The following is a 16,381-nucleotide window of genomic DNA, read 5'->3' as shown; positions in this document are numbered from 1 at the left end:
TGGAAGCAGTTCTGCAGGTTAAAGGGATCTGAACTGCTGGTCCAGATCACTAAATTTTCTTTTGTTTTTCAGGAAAAAGTCCAGCACGATGCTACCCGGATAGATTCCGCTAACAATAACGCGATTTTCCTTGTATTTGTTCTTGTTTTTCATCCCTTTATAGGAAGATTTCATCCCATAAAAGGCCAGATGAGCCCGAACTACGGCCCCGAAGTCTTTGAATGCTCCCCGGAACAGGAAGCGGAGGGCCGAAATGCCATCCAGGACCATCCTGATAAAAAGCGTTCTGCCCCGGCCCTGGGCGGGAAGGTTTTTATAGAGCAGAAGCAGGTTATTTCTGAAATTGAGGAAGGTTTTGAAAGGATTTTCCCGCTGAAGGGTGGCTCCGCCCACGTGGTATACGCGGGAGGAGGGAACAAAACGGATCCGGTACCCCATCCGCTGGAGCCTCCAGCAGAGATCGATCTCCTCCATATGGGCAAAAAACTGTTCATCCAGTCCCCCCGATTCTCTGTACAGATTTGTCCGGATCATCAGGCAGGCACCGGACCCCCAGAATATATCGCTGGCATGGTTATACTGGCCACGGTCCTCCTCCAGGTGGTCGAAGATGCGTCCCCGGCAGAAGGGGTAGCCGTACCTGTCCAGATACCCGCCTGCAGCGCCGGCGTATTCAAAAAAGGTTTTTCGTTTGAAATCCAGGATCTTGGGGGTACAGGCTGCCACGGACGAATCCCCTTGCATCTGCTCCAGCAATGGTTCCAGCCAGCCTTCGGTGACCTCAATATCGGAGTTCAGCAGAAGCACGTAGCTGGCATCGACCTGCTCCAGCGCCCGGTTATATCCCCCGCTGAATCCGAAGTTCTTCCCCAGTTCGATGATCCGGATGGCGGGATACTCTTTGTTCAGGAAGGAGAGGGAGCCGTCGTCCGAACCATTATCGGCCACAACGATCTCGGCCCCGGGATAAGAAGAATGCTGCACCAGAGCCGGTAAAAACTGTTCCAGGTATCTTTTTCCGTTCCAGTTCAGGATAACAATGGATACTAATTTCATGGCGACAGCATAATTTTCTGGATGACCGACTGGAACTCTTTGAATATCTTTTGGTTGCTGCAAACAAGATGTTCCCCGAACAGCGGATCCCCCTGGCCCGTGAAGTCGGAGGCCACCCCGCCGGCTTCTTTGACCAGGAGGATGCCGGCGGCCACATCCCAGGGATGGAGCCCGTACTCGTAGAAAGCGTCGTAACGGCCACAGGCCACATAGGCCATGTCCGTGGCCGCGGAACCCAGTCGCCGGAGCCCGTGAGAGTTTTTCATGAAGTGCTCCATGCTCCGCATAAATTGCTCCAGGTACTTGAAATTGGTATAGGGGAAACCTGTGGCTATAAGCGCCTGATCCACCAGGTCCACCGCACTTACCCGGACCGGGGATCCATTGAGCCAGGCTCCTCCGTTTTTCCAGGCATAAAAGAATTCATCCAGGCCAAATTCGTAAATGATCCCGGCTACCACTTCCCCGTACTCGGTGAGTCCCAAGCTTATGGCAAAAGGGAAAACGCCATGAATAAAGTTGGTGGTACCATCGACGGGGTCGATCACCCAGTTGTACCTGTCCCCCTGCCTGCTGGCCGTCCCTTCTTCGGCGATGAATCCCGCCTCGGGCAGCAAATCCGAAAGTTCCGATACCAGGATCTCTTCGGCCTTTTTATCCACTTCAGTGACAAAATTCTGTCTTCCCTTCACTTCAATGGTCAGATCCGCCCGGTTTTCGTGCTGCTCCCTGACATAGGCAGCTGCCTTTTTGACCGCCTCCATGGCACTGAAGCATATCTCTTTATATGGCATAGGACTCACCCACTGATTTGCGAGGCAAAGTAAGTTAAATTTTCATTAACAGCAGGTCCGCCACCACGAAGGTACTTCCCCCGATGAAGATCAAATCATTGACGCCGGCCGCTGTTTTCGCGGCTCCGAAGGCCTCTGTCACCTTTGAATAGTGATTTCCTTTCAGACCAAATTCCCGTGCCCGCCGGGAGAGCTCCAGGGCATCCATGGACCTTGGCACGGAGGAAGGAGTGAAATAGTAGGTAGCTTCTTCGGGGAGGAGGGGGAGAATCATATCCAGATCTTTACCGCTAACCATGCCCCAGACCATATGGAGCCTGAGCCACGGGAGCTCTTTGATCTGCCGGATCACCGTTGCGATTCCGTCCACGTTATGAGCTGTATCGCAGATTGTTCTGGGGTTGTAGCCTATGGTTTGCCACCTGCCTTTGATCCCTGTCGAGCTTGTGACCGAGGCGAATCCTTCCCGGTAATGAGCTTCGCTGATCTTCCAGTCCAGCTTCTGTAGCCGTTCGAGGGCTGTAAGTGCGGTGATAATATTCTCCTGCTGGTACTCGCCGGTCAGATCGCAGCTAATGGTTCTCAGGCTGGCATTGATGGGTTTTCCGATCCGGAGCTGCATGCTGCCATCCTTATTCAGAGTCCTGAACCGCGGTTCGTAGATCCGGTTGGCACAGGTAACCTCCGCCTTCCGTTCCCTGGCCATGGAGAGCAATACCTCCTCTGTGGGCGACTCGGCCCGCCCAATGATCAGCGGCACTTTTTCCTTGATGATCCCCCCTTTTTCCCTGGCGATGGAGGTGGGATGAGTTCCCAGGAATTCTGTATGATCCATGGAGATATTGGTGATCACGGAAAGGACGGGTGTAATGATATTGGTGGAGTCCAGCCTGCCGCCCAGTCCGGTCTCGATCACTGCCACATCCACCTGCTCCCTGGCGAAATAGTCAAAAGCCATGGCTACGGTCATCTCAAAGAAGGAGGGTTCGATCTTCCGGATGGTCTCCTGGTTCACCGAGACAAAGCCGGTGACCTCATTTTCGGGAATGCACCGGCCGTTGATCCGGATCCGCTCCCTGAAATCAAGCAGGTGGGGCGAAGTGTAGAGACCGGTTTTTAACCCGGAAGCCTGCAGGACCGATGCGATCATATGGCTCACCGATCCCTTGCCATTTGTTCCTGCCACGTGGATGGTGGGATAGGAAAGGTGAGGATGCCCCAGGGCCTGATCCAGTTTATGGGTGTTGTCCAGATTGTCTTTATAGGCCGCTTTGCCCAGTCGCTGATACATGGGCAGGGAAGTGAAAAGAAATTCTATGGCTTCCTGGTAGGTCATTCCTGGAAATAGGCTGAGTCCCAGCTGTTGTATTTTACTTTTTCAGCATGAAAACGTTCCGGCCTTGGTTTTTGTTCTTCCGGATATCCCAGGGCAACCATGGCAAAGGGGAAGACATGGGAGGGAAGTTGCAGCAGCCTGGAGAAAGACCGCTTTCTCTCTTCCCTGGGATGAAGTCCCACCCAGCATGCACCCAGGCCCAGTGTATGGGCCGCCAGCAGGATGTTTTGAGTGGCTGCACCGCAGTCTACCACCCCGTATCCGTCGTCGTGCTGCAGCTGCTCGTCGCCGCAGACCACCAGGGCATGGGAAGCGCTTTGCAGCATGCGGGCATGGGGGTGGATCTCCATGATCTTTTCCATCAGGCGGGGCTCATCGATGACCACAAAATGCCAGGGTTGCCTGTTGACGGCCGAAGGGGCATACATAGCAGCAGTAAGAAGGGCTTTTATCTCACTTCTTTCAATCTTCCTGCCGGTAAAGCGGCGGATGCTTCTTCTATCCAGTATATAGTCCAGTTTTTCCATCTCAGCAGCGGTTCATAACTGTGTGTAAAACTTGGTTCAATGTGAATAATTTGATGCCCCGGCAGGGGCAAAAAAACCTATTTTTGAAGCCAGATACAATAATAACTTCAGATGAATCTCAACTGAAGTAAAGTTAGTGTAATGAGAGGGGAAATATGGCAACTGCTGAGAAAAAAATTCGTAAAATCTTCGTTCTGGATACCAACGTCCTGCTCCACGACTACAAATGCATCCATAACTTCGATGAGCACGATATCGTAGTACCCATTACAGTTCTGGAGGAGTTGGACCGCTTTAAAAAGGGCAACGATATTATCAATTTTCATGCCCGGGAATTTACCAGGGAGCTGGATAAACTCAGTGGGGATAAACTGTTTAACGGCGGATTATCGCTGGGCAGGGGAAAGGGTAAACTGAGTATCTGCACCGGCCAGAAACCCTCCGGTCAGCTTACCGCTTCCTTCCCCGAAAACACACCCGACCACCGGATACTGGCCATCGCCGATTACCTGCACCAGAAGAACGGATCGGCCAGGCCCGTGATCCTGATCACCAAGGATATCAACCTGAGAATGAAGGCCAAATCGCTGGGGATCATGGCACAGGACTATCACAACGATATGGTGCAGAATATCGATGATATTTTCGAGAATGTAAAATCAAGCGAGGTAAGCGACGACACGGTAATCTCCGATATGTATGAGTCCACGGAGGGTGTTCCGGTGAAGCGTTTCGGTCTCACAAAGCAACCCCTGGCTCACCAGTATTTTATCTTTAAGAACAATTCCAAAAGTGGATTGGGGCATTACGATCCCTTTAATAAAATGGTGAACCGTGTGGAGAAGACCAGGACTTATGGCATTGATCCGCGTAACGCGGAGCAGACTTTCGCCCTGGATGCGCTTCTCCGGCCTGAAGTACAACTGGTTGCCCTGACAGGGAAAGCGGGCACGGGGAAAACCCTGCTTGCTCTTGCAGCAGCCATACACCAGCGGAAAATGTATACGCAGATCTTCCTGGCCAGGCCGATTGTTCCGCTTGGTAACCGCGATATCGGTTACCTTCCCGGGGATGTAGGTGAAAAAATCGGTCCTTATATGCAACCCCTCTTTGATAACCTCTCGGTGATCAAGCAGAAGTTTAAGCTTCAGAGCAAAGAATACAGTCGCATCGAAGAAATGTTGCAGACCGAGAAGCTGTTGATAACCCCGTTGGCCTATATCCGGGGCCGAAGCCTGTCCAGGGTCTTCTTTATTGTGGATGAGGCCCAGAATCTGACTCCCCATGAGGTTAAGACCATTATTACCCGGGCAGGAGAGGGAACAAAAATGGTCTTCACCGGGGATATACAACAAATCGATTCACCCTACCTGGATACTAAATCCAACGGGCTCACCTATCTGGCCGATCGCATGAAGGGACAGGATATTTTTGCCCATGTTCACCTGGTTAAAGGAGAAAGGAGCTACCTGGCCGATCTGGCCAGTAATCTGTTATAGATGGAACGGAAACTATTTATCATACGGCATGGAAAGTCGAGCTGGGACCATGAGGGCCTGGCCGATATCGACCGTCCCCTTGCATCTCGTGGAACCCGGAATGCCGGGGAGATGGCAGCACGACTGCTGGCACTGAATCTGGTGCCTGAGCTGATCCTGAGCAGTCCGGCCAGCAGGGCCCTGAATACGGCCCTGCTTATGTCAAAGGTCTGGGAGCTCGCGCCCGGCAGCCTACAGATTCATGAATCCCTGTATTCGGCCGGCACCGGGGAGATAGAGCAGGTCATAGCGGGTGTCCCTCCGGAGATCAGGAAGCTGGCTGTTTTTGGTCACAATCCCTCATTCACCCTGTTTGCCAATCAGTTTCTGGCATCCCCCCTGGACAACCTTACTACTGCGGGGGTGGTGGTGGTGACGCTGGATTCGGAGAGCTGGAGCGGAATTGGAAGAAGAGATGTCAGAGAGGCCCATGTGGACTACCCTAAAAGAAGATAGGGGGATGGTGAAGCCGCTGACAGAAGTTAGCTGTGCTATCATTATGGACGGGGAAATGGTTCTTGTCACACAGCGAAGTCCGGAGATGCCTCACCCTCTGAAATGGGAGTTCCCCGGAGGGAAAATGAAAGCAGGAGAGACTCCGGAGACCTGTATTATCAGGGAGATCAGTGAGGAACTCGGGGTGGAAATTACGGTAAGGCAACTGCTTCCTTCCGTTCTCCATAACTACGGTCACATGCGTATTAAACTGATCCCCTTTGTCTGTACCATCAGGCAGGGAGATATAAGCCTTTCGGAACACCGTTCATACCGCTGGGTGCATCGCTCAGAACTGAAACAGATCGACTGGCTGGAGGCAGATATGGAGGTCCTTGAATCGCTGAATCGTTACCACTAGTTGAGCACTTGTCCGATCCAGTTGGCCACATTCTTCAGAAACTGACCAACGGGCCCCCCGATGCCCTGGCGCAATTCTTCATTTACCTGGGTCCCTACAAATAAAAGGAATATCAGGTAGATGCCCAGCAGGAAGTAAGCTTTTACCCTGGTAAAACTTTTTCCGGTCAGCATAATGGCCAGGGCCAGAAAGGTGGCGAGGAGCAGAAAGACCCATACTTCCTGGGTAAAGGCTAGAAGATCCTGTTTAAGTGTTATACTTTCCGAGTAGATCAAATTGTACAGAAGCAGGGGAAAGCCCAGTGCAAACGCAATATCGAAAATATTACTGCCCAGGGCATTGCTCACTGCATCATCGTAATTTCCCTTCCGGGCATCTTTGACGGAAATAATGGTGTCGGGCACCGATGTGGCTGCCGCCGAAAGGACCACGGCCACGAAGATCAGCGGGATGTGGGTGGCTTCGCCGAACAGATCGGTTCCATAGACCAGCAGCCAGGTCCCGAAGGTCATTACCAGCGTGCTGACTCCCAGCAGCATCCATGCCCTCAGGGGAGTGATCCTCCTGCCATTTAACACCAGCGCGATCATATCCAGGGAAAGCAGGGTGCGCAGGATGTTCTTTTTCGGGGCTGAGAGGGGCCTTACATAATTTTGCGTGGTCTTCGGGCGCTTTCTGTATATGACATAGAGCATTCCCAGGTACAACAGGTAGACCAGGACCAGGACCAGTCCGTGCCTGCCCAGCAGCTCCCCGGTGAAGAGAAAACTGACAAAGATGAGTTGTGTGATAAGAAGTACACTCCCTTCACGAAGGAGCACTTTCTTGTTTAATTCAATTCTATTCCGCTTTTCGCCACTGAAAAGCATCAGTACCACCAGGGCAGGAATAATCAGAAGGTTAAACAGGGCACTTCCCGAACTGACGCCAAGTCCGCCCGAAAATCCTTCCGCATCCCGCAGGTAGAACAGGAAGAAAATGGTGGTCAGAAACTCGGGCATAGAACTGGCTACGGCATTGATGGTAGCTCCTTTGATGCCCAGGGGCATTTTTCTGCCCAGAAAGTCAGAAGCAAGCTCAAAGCCGTTTGATGAGCGCCAGATGATGAGACAGCTGATGGAGATATACAGGAGTGATAAGAGCATCTTTCCCGGCTATTTTTTTAATTTGACCAGATGCAAAATCTGATCGTCAAGAAAGTTCTCTTCGTATTCCTCCAGAAAGCGCAGGAAAAAGCGGCTGATTCGTTTTTCGGAGAGTAAGGCCATATATCCCAGCCAGGTTTCTCCCATCCGGAGGGGCAGGATATAGAGATGGTAGTCCCGTTCCGGAAGGGAAATTTTGCCAGCCGGGCTGATTTCCTCCAGCACTTTGCTTTGATGAAGTATCCCCTGGTCTCTGAGCACTTTATCCACCTGGTTGTTATTCTCAAATCCGATCACACCACTCTTTTCGGTCTCCAGAAAGGCATGAGAGATGTCGAGAAAGGAGAAATTGTAAAACTCCACGGTAAAGCGGGTAATGCGTTCTGCGAGCTCCTCCAAACTGGCTATGCGGCCTGAGGCTATGTCGTTTTTTATGGGATCGAATGCGGTGGAAAGATTAAAAGGTATGTAGCTGATCACATGGATCATAGATCCTGCGATGATCACCAGGATGATGTAGATCAGCAGGGTGATCACCAGGGCGAAAGGCTGACCGGGCAAAAGTTTCATGACCAGAAGGGCCAGGAGTATGGCGAGGGCCATGCAGGTGGTGGTATAAAAAACCAGCAGGATAATACGCTGCAGCCTGTATATCATACTGTAGGAACGGTGCCTGTTCATGCTTTAAAGGTATAAAAAACGCTTTGAATTATTCCAGGTAAATGCGGCGGGGACTTTCGGGTAAAACTTCACCGATCACTGCAGCCTTAAGCCCCGGGTCGATCTGCTTTAACTCCCCGACAAGGGCTGTGGCATGATCGGGATTCACCGACATAAGAAGTCCGCCCGAAGTCTGCGCATCGTGAACCAGCATCTTCAGATTATAATCCACCCCGCGCAGGCAATGGAGCTGCTGTCCGGTAAATTCCAGGTTCCTGAAAGTTGCTCCCGGTATGCTGCCCTTTTCATATACCTGGTAAGCTCCCGGGAGCAGGGGAATTTGAGTGCTTTTTATCCGGAAGCTCACTTTGCTGGCTTCTGCCATCTTCAGGGCATGTCCTGCCAGTCCAAATCCGGTGATATCAGTCATGCTTCGTATCCCGTATTTCACAGCCAGGCTTGCTCCCTCCCTGTTCAGATGTTTCATCTGCTTCAGGGCCCGCCTGTAATCGCCTGTACTGCAAAGCCCGTTCTTCTCCCCGGAAACCAGCGCCCCGGTCCCAATGGATTTTGTCAGCACAAGCAGATCGTTGGGCCGGGCCCCGGCATTGGTGATCAGACGGTCGGGATGCACTGTTCCCACTACTGCCAGCCCATACTTGGGAGGGTGGTCGTCGATGGTATGTCCGCCCACGATCAGGGCTCCCGCTTCTCTCACCTTGTCATTCCCGCCTTTAAGAATTTCTCCAAATACCTCCAGAGGAATTTTTTCCGATGAAAACATCATCAGGTTCAGTGCTATAAGAGGTGTTCCGCCCATGGCATATACATCCGAAAGGGAATTGGCTGCTGCAATCTCCCCGAATTCATATCCGTCCGAACAGATGGGCGGAAAGAAATCCGTCGTAAAGATCAGGGCTGTCTCCCCGTTGATCTGGTAGACCCCGGCATCGTCGTGGGTATCCACATCCACCAGCAGCCGGGGATCTGCAGCAAGCGGCAGTTCACGTAAGACCTGCGACAGCAGGCCGGCCGGCAGTTTTGCGGAGCAACCACCATACTCGATAGTGGACAACAGATCGAATTTCTTATTCATTTACCCGGACTCAGGGAGTAAGGACATGTCCGGCCGAAGCCAGAGTTTCGGTAATGACCACCATGTTGGAGATCATTCCCACGGCGATATCATATTGCAAGCCATAGTGGTCGATGCAGGTGCCGCACAGCATAATGCGGGTCCCCAGTTCCTCCAGTTCGGTCAGGGAGCTGCACACGGGCGATTGTTTCATGGCCAGTTTTACTCCCGAGTTATAAAGTACCACATGGGAGGGTAGTTTCTCCTGCAATTTCAGGTTATTTACAAAGGTCTCCATCAGCAGCCTCCCCAGTTCGGGATCGCCCTCACCCATCAGCTCGCCTTTAATGCATACCACATAAGCGGCGGGCCGTTCTGTGCTGCAGTAGAGGGCGGGATCGGAGGCGGTCAGATCCTCTTCCGGTTTTACAGCAACCAGGGTATGTACTTTACCTTTCGTGCTTACTTCAGGCTCCACACCCTGGTCCTTCAGATAGCTGAGCAGGTTTTTCAGCGAGGTTTTGTTGTCGGTCTCCACCTGCAGCTGTTCACCCTCTTCCAGTTCCATCAGTGCCTCCTTAAGCAAAATGAGGGGTTGTGGGCAAAGCAGTCCTGTGGTATCTAGTATTTTCATTCCGCAAAAATACACAATCCGCATGAATCAAGGTATATTTTTCTATCTTGTAAGGGCTTCTTTCTAAGGTATCATGCATGTCCAAGGCGAAAGATCATAAACTGGATCCAAATCGCTGGCTTGAAAAATACGGGGACTATCTGTATAACTATGCCATTGTCAGGGTCAATGATGACGGTAAAGCAGAGGATCTGGTTCAGGAGACTTTTCTGGCAGGACTGAAAGCGCAGGAGCAGTTCAGGGGGGAGAGTACCGAAAGAACCTGGCTTACCTCCATTCTCAGAAGGAAGATCGTTGATACCTACAGAAAAAAGTATTCTTCCAGGGAGAGCTCTTTCGGGGAGCATGAACAAACCGTTTTTGACGGGGACTTCTACCGCAGTGAAGAACCTTTCAGGGGACACTGGCTGGAGGGCAGGGGCCCCCATTCGCACTCGCTCTTACCGGAAGGAGAGCTGGAGCAGGCCGAACTTATGGAATACATCAGGCTCTGCATGGAGCATTTACAACCGCAACTGGCTCTTGCTTTCAGCATGAAGATGATCGATGAGGAGGAGTCGGACAGCATCTGTAAGGAGCTTGGGATCACTCCGTCTAACTTATGGGTTATGCTCCACCGGGCGAGGCTGAAAATGAGAGATTGTCTGGAAAAAAACTGGTTGAAGTGATATGAAAAAGGGACCTGGCTACAGAATAATGGTATATATGAGTAAGCGGATGATCGCCTGCGACCAGTCGAGTTTTCTGATCTCCTTACGCGAAGACCGGCGCCTGAGCCTAAAGCAATGGTGGCAGTTAAACATGCACCTGCTGACCTGTCATCTCTGCAGGAAGTATGCCCATCAGATTGGTGAGCTAAATCTCAGCATGAAAGTATACCGTGATCATTGCAGCGAGCAGTCGTGCACCCACCATCTCTCGGCGGAAGCCGGCTCCAGAATCGGCCGGGAGATAGGCCGCAGGTTAAATGCTAAATAGGTGTTAAAATTCCGGCATCCTTCAGAATTCTTGTAAGGATATCTTCCCGCCCTCGTCAAAACTCCCAGATTCAATATTAATCAAAATTCGTAATATCATGAAAACAGACAAAAAGATCTTAAAATCCGCTACTATGCTTGCGGGAGCTTTATTGACCACCGGCCTGGCGGCTTCACCTTCCTTTGGTGCTGATATCCTGGCCTATAATCACCTGGGTTCCGGTGCACAGGTCCGCAGTCACCTGATCGATATGAACAGCATGCAGGTAAATCCATTGGAAGCCTCTGCGGTAAAGTTCGGAGAACTGAAATGCGGCGAAGGAAAGTGCGGCGAAGGCGATAAGAAAGCGGACGCTAAAAAGAGTGAGTCCACCTCGGAAAAAGCCACTGAATCAAAAAGCACCGAGGCCAAATGCGGAGAAGGTAAATGTGGAGAAGGTGAGAAGAAGTCAACTAAAAAGAAAAGTGAAAAAAAATAATTGGAACCAGGAGTTCGGACCGGCAGGGTTAGTGGATTGATCAGAGTAGCTTGTTATCAATTTGGTTGAGCCGGAACGGAAGGAACCCCGGATTTTCCGGGGTTCCTCTTTAAAAATATCAGAAGATGGAAGGCAAGAGAGTTAAAGTAGGATTGGGACTCCGAAGGGATATTGCTGAGGAGATTCTGGACAGCAGGATCCTTACTCCGGATTTTCTGGAGTTTGCGCCGGAGAACTGGATGGGAATGGGAGGCGCCTGGAAACGGGTCCTGGACCGGGCCGTGGAAAGTTTTCCCATTACCTGTCATGGCCTCTCCCTGTCACTGGGCAGTCCGGAGGAACTGGACTGGAGGTTTATCCGTGAACTGAAAGCCTTCCTGAATGATAACCGGGTAAGTATCTATTCGGAACATCTGAGCTATACCAAAAGCCGGAATGCCCACCTTTATGACCTGCTGCCCATCCCTTTTCGCAGGGATGCCATCGACCATGTGGTCGACCGGATCCGCAGGGTACAGGATTACCTGGAAAGGCCTCTGGCCATTGAGAATGTATCCTACTACACCCCGGTAGCTGCCGAGATGTCAGAAATCGAATTTGTAAACGAAATTGTGGAACGGGCCGGTTGCAAGCTTCTGCTGGATGTAAACAATGTGTTTGTCAATGCATTTAATCATCGTTACGATCCCCGGGAGTATATCGGGGGCATCCCCCTGGACCGGGTCGCATATATCCATATGGCCGGCCATGAACAGGTGGAACCCGACCTGATTATCGACACGCATGGCCAGCCCATCATCGACCCGGTTTATGAGCTTTTCGAGTGGACTATCCAAAAGATGGATCCGGTACCTGTCCTGCTGGAGAGGGATTTTAATTTTCAGGATCTGGAGCAGATTAAGGGCGAGCTCATCCGGATTAAGACCATATTAAACAGGCACTGGGAGGTGAAACATGCCACTGCGTAAAGAGACCATACAGATACAGGAGCAGCTGGGGGAATACTGCAGGACCGGTGTGGAAGCAAAAATGCCAGGTCTTACCCCCGGCAGGATTCATCATTACCGCCGCCTTGTTTCCAATGTGGTGTCTGACACACTCCGTACGGCTTTCCCGATCACCATGGCCGCCCTGGGTGAGGAGCCGTGGAATCTGCTGGTTCAGGATTTTTTCGCGGAAGGAATTCCTCAAACCCCGCAGGTTTGGAAGCTGCCCCTTGAGTTCTGCCAGTACCATGCGGCCAGGGAGACCGGGAAAAAGACAGGCCTGCCTTTTCTGGATGATCTGCTCTATTTTGAGTGGATGGAGATTGAGATTCATACCATGCCGGACAGGCCCTGTCCGGATTTTACGGAAGAGGGGGACCTGTTCAGGGACCCCCTGGCTTTTAATCCCGAGTATGAAATCCTGAAACTCCGGTACCCGGTACATACACATCCGGCAGCGGAGGCCCTTGATATGGAAGGGGAGTATTATGCCCTTCTGTACCGCATGCCAGATACGGGCCATGTACAGTTCCTGGCCCTTTCTGCCCTGAATGTATACCTTATTACACGTCTGGATGAGGAGAAAGTGCCCCTGAACTTCATTAAAAATGAGATTTCCCTGGTTTCAGGTATTGAGAGCAGCAGATGCCTCGACGAAGCACTGGAGGTCTTTCTCAAGGATCTGCTAAAGCGTAAACTGATTCTTGGATTTATTCGGAATTAATCAATTAACATACATAAAATGAGAACTTTGTACAGAAAATTTGTAGAAAGAGCGGAGAAGCTGCGCGATTTACAGCTGCTTTTATTCCGCCTGATCCTGGTCATCGGCTTTTTCAGTCCGGCCATGATGAAAGTAAAGAACCTTTCAGGAGTAGCCCAATGGTTTGAAAGCATGAGCTACCCTTTCCCTATGGTCAGTGCCTTTCTTGCCATGGCCACCGAAGTACTGGGAATCGTGTTGCTGACCCTGGGACTTGGGACCAGGATCATTGCACTGCCCCTGATGTTTGTGATGGTAGTGGCGGTTTTTACCACCCATATCTCCAACGGCTTTGCTGCCGGCGATAACGGCTTTGAGATCCCCTTGTATTATTTCCTGATGTTATTGGCCCTGGTGGCTTACGGATCAGGGAAGTTCAGCCTGGATTTCCTTCTGGAACGGAAACAGCAGGCTCAGAAGCATCCTGTACAGCAAGAAGCTAAGCCAGAGATGGTCACTGAAGGCTAATCTGCCCTGTTGAAGGTCCCGGGCCGTTTCAGATGGAAGCCGGTGGCCTCCTGGTAGGCAGCTGCCACAGCAAGGATGGTTCCCTCATCAAACAGATTTCCCAGGAAGGAGATACTGGTGGGGGAACCTGAATCTTTAAATCCATTGGGCAGGACCACCACCGGGTGACCGGTAAGGTTGGTGGCCAGCAGCTGGTTCCCTCCCTGAAAGGAGGGTGTGACTATCACATCGAACTCCTTCAGGCGCCTGTGGTAGTCTTCGATCAGATCGTGCCTGATCCGGTTGGCCTGTATGTATTCAACCGCAGGAATATACCTGGCAGTCCGGAACAAATTGGGCCAGGCATAGCGGTGCTGCCTCACCAGCAGGGTATCCCGGTTGGATCGGGTAAGCTCATCAAATGCGGCTGCAGCTTCGGCTTCCAGGATGATGGACAGGGCATAATAGGGGAGTTCCTCGTTTTCCAGTTCCACCGGGATCAGCTCGGCCCCCAGTTTTTTCAGCACCCGGAGGGTCTGTTTATCAAACCGGGAAACCCCGTATTCCTCCTCAAAAGCTCGTTCGAAGTAGCCGATCCTGAGAGCAGAGAGATCCACCTTTCCCGGGTAGGTAAACCCGGCATCCAGCAGGGTCTTATCGGCCGGGTCCAATCCCCGGATGGCATCAAACACAATGGCACAGTCGGTAGCTCTCCGGCAGACAGGCCCCACCTTATCCATACTCCAGCTCAGGGCCATGGCCCCGGAACGGGTCACCCTGCCGTAGGTAGGCCTTAATCCGGTGGTGCCGCAGCGCGTGGAAGGTGAGACAATGGAGCCCCAGGTTTCCGTTCCTATGGCAAAGGGCAGCAGTCCGGCTGCCGTTGCAGAAGCCGAACCTGCAGAGGAACCACTGGAGCCCTCTTCCAGATTCCAGGGATTGCGGGTGGTGTCGGCAAACCAGACATCCCCCATGGCCAGGGCTCCCAGGGTGGTTTTTGCCACCAGGATAGCTCCGGCTTCTTCCAGTTTCTGAATGATCCCTGCCGTTTCATCCAGCACTTGCTCCTTGTAGGCCCCGGCTCCCCAGGTGGTGGGATATCCCGGGAAAGAAAACAGGTCCTTGGCACCATAAGGGATGCCGTGAAGGATCCCCCGGTCTTTTCCTGCCGCCAGTTCAGCATCCATCTTTTTTGCCTGTTCAATGGCGTATTCCTCTGTAAGTGTAAGCACACAGTGCAGTTGCGGGTCGAATTTCCTCAGCCGGTTCAGGAAAAACTCGGTAAGGGCCAGGCATGATATTTCACCGGAACGCAGCAAAGAAGCCAGCTCGGGGATGGACATGAAAGCCAGGTCGGCTTCCCAGGTGGGCCGGGTCACTCCTTCAGGAATGTCCCAGGTCAGCTTTGGTGTTGGCCGGGGAATCTGAAAGCCGTAGGGCAGGGGATTAAACTGGATGGCCGGCGGGGTGGTGTTGGGAAGGTCATAGGCCCTGATGGCCCGGTAGGCATCGATCAGTTCTGCCATCCCGGAATCAATCATCACCTGTTCCAGGGAATCGAAATGCAGGTCCATGGGATTCATGGCCTGGTAGCTGGAGTCGATCTCCACCAGAACTTCAGGTCCATCGCCCCTCTCAGGGCCGTGATTTTGACAGGAAGCAGCAGTCAGCAGTACAAAAACGGAGAGGAGGAACACTCGTATCCCTCTGTGAGTCAGGCAAAGTTCGGACATAGCAACAGGTTTTGGCTTAAACAGCTGTAATATACAAAAAAAGCAATTCATTTTTTTGGGAATTCAACGAGATCATCTATATTTGCAGCCGCTAAAGGGGGCTTAGCTCAGCTGGTTCAGAGCACCTGCCTTACAAGCAGGGGGTCGCTGGTTCGAATCCAGCAGTCCCCACTCCACAAAACAAAGCCTGTCCATGCAAGTGGACGGGCTTTGTGCTTTATGAGGGTCCGTCAGGAATTTATTCTTGTAAGGAGTCTGCCTTTATGGACTACGAGTTCCATCAAATCTGACAAAAGAGCATATCCTCTTTTCGGATTTTTGGCATATAACAAAGTTGCAACATCTTAACAAGTATCTGACACACAGGTCAAAATTGCATATTTGTTTATTTACTTTTATAATGTTGTTATTCAATTTGTTATAGCGGAATCAAAAACTTTGGATTAAAACGAAAATGTAACAAATCTGAGAAAAGCAATCAGTTTGTTACATCCGGATTTATTGAAAACAGACTATCCGGTTCTCATACCCCCAGCAGAGTAAGCAGAGAAACCCGTTTCAGTAACAATCCCGTCTATCAGATTAAGGGGTACCCACTCAAATAAGGCTTGCTCAGTCCATTCTTGTTGCCAGTCCGGGCGGGTGATTTTTTTTCTGGATTCTGTGACCAAAAAAGAGCGTTTCCGGAGTATCCTGGCCTGCTCGAGGATGGCGCGGGTTCCGGTCTTGTTCAGGAATTCGTTGTACAGGAGGGCATCACAAGCCATCAGGACAAGATCGCTTTGACCGACAGCCTCTGTGATGTTTGCCTCATCAATTAAATCGGCGCGGAGCTTCATCCGGAGCATTCTTTCATGCGATATTTTTCCTTCTTCCCCGGGAGAGGAAAGGGTTTGAAGGACCCGGAACGGAATCTGCCTTACATGCAGTTTTTTTAGCAGAGAGATAACTGTTTCACTGTGACTGTGGGTGAGTAGGGTGAGGCCGACCGGGTTGCATTGTCTCAGAAAATTTTCTGCGATCTTCCCGGCACTATCCTGCCAGTACAGGCGGTAATCCTTGATATACCTGAGGGTTTCCCCGGGAAAGGCATCCTTCTGCCCGGCATGCAAAATCAGCGATGCCAGAAAATTATCAATGGCAGCAAAGTGATTTAGTTTTTCTCGTATATGAAGCAGCAGATTGCCAAAAGCCTCCGCATTCAGATCCGGACCATGCATTTCTTCCTCCAGTGCGGCAATTAAGCGCTTGAGCAGGGCAATCGATCCGGATTCACGGTCATTCAGAAGGAGACTGATTTTACCGGGGATGGGAACAGGCTTCATGTCTGCAAGTTAAGACCCGCAGGCCAAAAGACCAATAGAAACGACAGGAT

General features: G+C 51.4%; 19 protein-coding genes and 1 tRNA gene. 10 read left to right on the top strand and 10 right to left on the bottom strand.

The window, feature by feature from the left end; translation table 11 throughout:
• Window positions 1-18: 18 nt before the first annotated feature.
• From P1P86_05675 to P1P86_05660, 4 genes are read right to left on the bottom strand one after another with little or no spacing between them, the layout of a single operon-like run.
• The gene (locus tag P1P86_05675) at window positions 19-1,056 is read right to left on the bottom strand and encodes a glycosyltransferase family 2 protein (GenBank protein ID MDF1574663.1); all 1,038 of its coding nucleotides are present in this window, start codon (window positions 1,054-1,056) and stop codon (window positions 19-21) included.
• Window positions 1,053-1,850, bottom strand: coding sequence for an inositol monophosphatase family protein (locus P1P86_05670; protein ID MDF1574662.1), 798 nt, complete (start codon window positions 1,848-1,850; stop codon window positions 1,053-1,055). The genes P1P86_05675 and P1P86_05670 overlap by 4 nt, the downstream gene beginning before the upstream one ends.
• Before the next feature lie 34 nt (window positions 1,851-1,884).
• Complete coding sequence (locus P1P86_05665; GenBank protein ID MDF1574661.1) at window positions 1,885-3,186, bottom strand: bifunctional folylpolyglutamate synthase/dihydrofolate synthase; 1,302 nt, start codon at window positions 3,184-3,186, stop codon at window positions 1,885-1,887.
• Entirely contained in the window at window positions 3,183-3,713 is a 531-nt protein-coding gene (locus P1P86_05660) for a nitroreductase family protein (protein ID MDF1574660.1), read from the bottom strand. Before P1P86_05660 ends, P1P86_05665 begins: the two co-directional genes overlap by 4 nt.
• A 155-nt stretch (window positions 3,714-3,868) precedes the next feature.
• Here P1P86_05660 and P1P86_05655 point away from each other — a divergent pair, with 155 nt between their 5' ends.
• From P1P86_05655 to P1P86_05645, 3 genes are read left to right on the top strand one after another with little or no spacing between them, the layout of a single operon-like run.
• Window positions 3,869-5,212 carry a PhoH family protein gene (locus tag P1P86_05655; protein ID MDF1574659.1) on the top strand — a complete coding sequence of 448 codons (1,344 nt, stop codon included), beginning with the start codon at window positions 3,869-3,871 and terminating at the stop codon, window positions 5,210-5,212.
• Entirely contained in the window at window positions 5,213-5,707 is a 495-nt protein-coding gene (locus P1P86_05650) for a histidine phosphatase family protein (protein MDF1574658.1), read from the top strand. It abuts the gene before it with no gap.
• A 4-nt stretch (window positions 5,708-5,711) separates the two neighbouring features.
• Window positions 5,712-6,107 carry a (deoxy)nucleoside triphosphate pyrophosphohydrolase gene (locus P1P86_05645; GenBank protein ID MDF1574657.1) on the top strand — a complete coding sequence of 132 codons (396 nt, stop codon included), beginning with the start codon at window positions 5,712-5,714 and terminating at the stop codon, window positions 6,105-6,107.
• Here the strand turns inward: P1P86_05645 and P1P86_05640 are convergent.
• Genes P1P86_05640 through yedF form a run of 4 tightly spaced genes read right to left on the bottom strand, consistent with a single transcriptional unit; the run spans window position 6,104 to window position 9,621 of the window.
• Window positions 6,104-7,252, bottom strand: coding sequence for a hypothetical protein (locus P1P86_05640; protein ID MDF1574656.1), 1,149 nt, complete (start codon window positions 7,250-7,252; stop codon window positions 6,104-6,106). The two genes, P1P86_05645 and P1P86_05640, sit on opposite strands and share 4 nt — an antisense overlap.
• Window positions 7,253-7,261: 9 nt before the next feature.
• Complete coding sequence (locus tag P1P86_05635) at window positions 7,262-7,933, bottom strand: hypothetical protein (protein MDF1574655.1); 672 nt, start codon at window positions 7,931-7,933, stop codon at window positions 7,262-7,264.
• 28 nt (window positions 7,934-7,961) lie between these two features.
• A complete protein-coding gene (gene selD, locus P1P86_05630; GenBank protein MDF1574654.1) occupies window positions 7,962-9,008 on the bottom strand; it encodes a selenide, water dikinase SelD in 1,047 nt (348 codons plus the stop codon).
• Window positions 9,009-9,018: 10 nt separating this feature from the next.
• The gene (gene yedF / locus P1P86_05625) at window positions 9,019-9,621 is read right to left on the bottom strand and encodes a sulfurtransferase-like selenium metabolism protein YedF (protein MDF1574653.1); all 603 of its coding nucleotides are present in this window, start codon (window positions 9,619-9,621) and stop codon (window positions 9,019-9,021) included.
• A 77-nt stretch (window positions 9,622-9,698) separates the two neighbouring features.
• Here yedF and P1P86_05620 point away from each other — a divergent pair, with 77 nt between their 5' ends.
• The 6 genes from P1P86_05620 (at window position 9,699) to P1P86_05595 (ending at window position 13,294) form a co-directional block, all read left to right on the top strand.
• Window positions 9,699-10,289, top strand: a complete 591-nt coding sequence (locus P1P86_05620) for a sigma-70 family RNA polymerase sigma factor (protein MDF1574652.1) — start codon at window positions 9,699-9,701, stop codon at window positions 10,287-10,289.
• A 1-nt stretch (window position 10,290) separates the two neighbouring features.
• Window positions 10,291-10,599 (top strand): hypothetical protein, encoded by a 309-nt coding sequence (locus P1P86_05615; GenBank protein MDF1574651.1) that lies wholly within the window; start codon window positions 10,291-10,293, stop codon window positions 10,597-10,599.
• A 97-nt stretch (window positions 10,600-10,696) separates the two neighbouring features.
• The gene (locus P1P86_05610) at window positions 10,697-11,077 is read left to right on the top strand and encodes a hypothetical protein (protein ID MDF1574650.1); all 381 of its coding nucleotides are present in this window, start codon (window positions 10,697-10,699) and stop codon (window positions 11,075-11,077) included.
• A gap of 125 nt (window positions 11,078-11,202) precedes the next feature.
• Window positions 11,203-12,045: a DUF692 domain-containing protein gene (locus P1P86_05605; GenBank protein ID MDF1574649.1), complete on the top strand. Its 843-nt coding sequence runs from the start codon at window positions 11,203-11,205 to the stop codon at window positions 12,043-12,045.
• Complete coding sequence (locus P1P86_05600; GenBank protein MDF1574648.1) at window positions 12,032-12,787, top strand: putative DNA-binding domain-containing protein; 756 nt, start codon at window positions 12,032-12,034, stop codon at window positions 12,785-12,787. Before P1P86_05605 ends, P1P86_05600 begins: the two co-directional genes overlap by 14 nt.
• Window positions 12,788-12,805: 18 nt before the next feature.
• A complete protein-coding gene (locus P1P86_05595) occupies window positions 12,806-13,294 on the top strand; it encodes a DoxX family protein (protein ID MDF1574647.1) in 489 nt (162 codons plus the stop codon).
• On the opposite strand, the gene P1P86_05590 is transcribed toward P1P86_05595, so the two are convergent.
• On the bottom strand, window positions 13,291-15,006 hold the full coding sequence (locus tag P1P86_05590; GenBank protein ID MDF1574646.1) for an amidase: 1,716 nt from the start codon (window positions 15,004-15,006) through the stop codon (window positions 13,291-13,293). The two genes, P1P86_05595 and P1P86_05590, sit on opposite strands and share 4 nt — an antisense overlap.
• A gap of 96 nt (window positions 15,007-15,102) precedes the next feature.
• Here P1P86_05590 and P1P86_05585 point away from each other — a divergent pair.
• A tRNA-Val gene (locus P1P86_05585) sits at window positions 15,103-15,177 on the top strand.
• A gap of 341 nt (window positions 15,178-15,518) precedes the next feature.
• On the opposite strand, the gene P1P86_05580 is transcribed toward P1P86_05585, so the two are convergent.
• Window positions 15,519-16,331, bottom strand: a complete 813-nt coding sequence (locus P1P86_05580) for a hypothetical protein (protein ID MDF1574645.1) — start codon at window positions 16,329-16,331, stop codon at window positions 15,519-15,521.
• Window positions 16,332-16,381: the final 50 nt, after the last annotated feature.

Source organism: Bacteroidales bacterium, assembly GCA_029210725.1.
Taxonomy (GTDB): domain Bacteria; phylum Bacteroidota; class Bacteroidia; order Bacteroidales.
Note: the sequence above shows the minus strand (reverse complement) of the source record. Positions and strands in the feature narration are given on the sequence as shown.

Coding starts and splice junctions, on each gene's coding strand:
- P1P86_05655 (MDF1574659.1), top strand. CDS start 3,869: ATGGCAACTGCTGAGAAAAAAATTCGTAAAATCTTCGTTCTGGATACC.
- P1P86_05595 (MDF1574647.1), top strand. CDS start 12,806: ATGAGAACTTTGTACAGAAAATTTGTAGAAAGAGCGGAGAAGCTGCGC.
- P1P86_05600 (MDF1574648.1), top strand. CDS start 12,032: ATGCCACTGCGTAAAGAGACCATACAGATACAGGAGCAGCTGGGGGAA.
- P1P86_05640 (MDF1574656.1), bottom strand. CDS start 7,252: ATGCTCTTATCACTCCTGTATATCTCCATCAGCTGTCTCATCATCTGG.
- P1P86_05650 (MDF1574658.1), top strand. CDS start 5,213: ATGGAACGGAAACTATTTATCATACGGCATGGAAAGTCGAGCTGGGAC.
- P1P86_05620 (MDF1574652.1), top strand. CDS start 9,699: ATGTCCAAGGCGAAAGATCATAAACTGGATCCAAATCGCTGGCTTGAA.
- P1P86_05590 (MDF1574646.1), bottom strand. CDS start 15,006: ATGTCCGAACTTTGCCTGACTCACAGAGGGATACGAGTGTTCCTCCTC.
- P1P86_05610 (MDF1574650.1), top strand. CDS start 10,697: ATGAAAACAGACAAAAAGATCTTAAAATCCGCTACTATGCTTGCGGGA.
- P1P86_05670 (MDF1574662.1), bottom strand. CDS start 1,850: ATGCCATATAAAGAGATATGCTTCAGTGCCATGGAGGCGGTCAAAAAG.
- P1P86_05635 (MDF1574655.1), bottom strand. CDS start 7,933: ATGAACAGGCACCGTTCCTACAGTATGATATACAGGCTGCAGCGTATT.
- P1P86_05665 (MDF1574661.1), bottom strand. CDS start 3,186: ATGACCTACCAGGAAGCCATAGAATTTCTTTTCACTTCCCTGCCCATG.
- yedF (MDF1574653.1), bottom strand. CDS start 9,621: ATGAAAATACTAGATACCACAGGACTGCTTTGCCCACAACCCCTCATT.
- P1P86_05645 (MDF1574657.1), top strand. CDS start 5,712: ATGGTGAAGCCGCTGACAGAAGTTAGCTGTGCTATCATTATGGACGGG.
- P1P86_05660 (MDF1574660.1), bottom strand. CDS start 3,713: ATGGAAAAACTGGACTATATACTGGATAGAAGAAGCATCCGCCGCTTT.
- P1P86_05675 (MDF1574663.1), bottom strand. CDS start 1,056: ATGAAATTAGTATCCATTGTTATCCTGAACTGGAACGGAAAAAGATAC.
- P1P86_05615 (MDF1574651.1), top strand. CDS start 10,291: ATGAAAAAGGGACCTGGCTACAGAATAATGGTATATATGAGTAAGCGG.
- P1P86_05605 (MDF1574649.1), top strand. CDS start 11,203: ATGGAAGGCAAGAGAGTTAAAGTAGGATTGGGACTCCGAAGGGATATT.
- selD (MDF1574654.1), bottom strand. CDS start 9,008: ATGAATAAGAAATTCGATCTGTTGTCCACTATCGAGTATGGTGGTTGC.
- P1P86_05580 (MDF1574645.1), bottom strand. CDS start 16,331: ATGAAGCCTGTTCCCATCCCCGGTAAAATCAGTCTCCTTCTGAATGAC.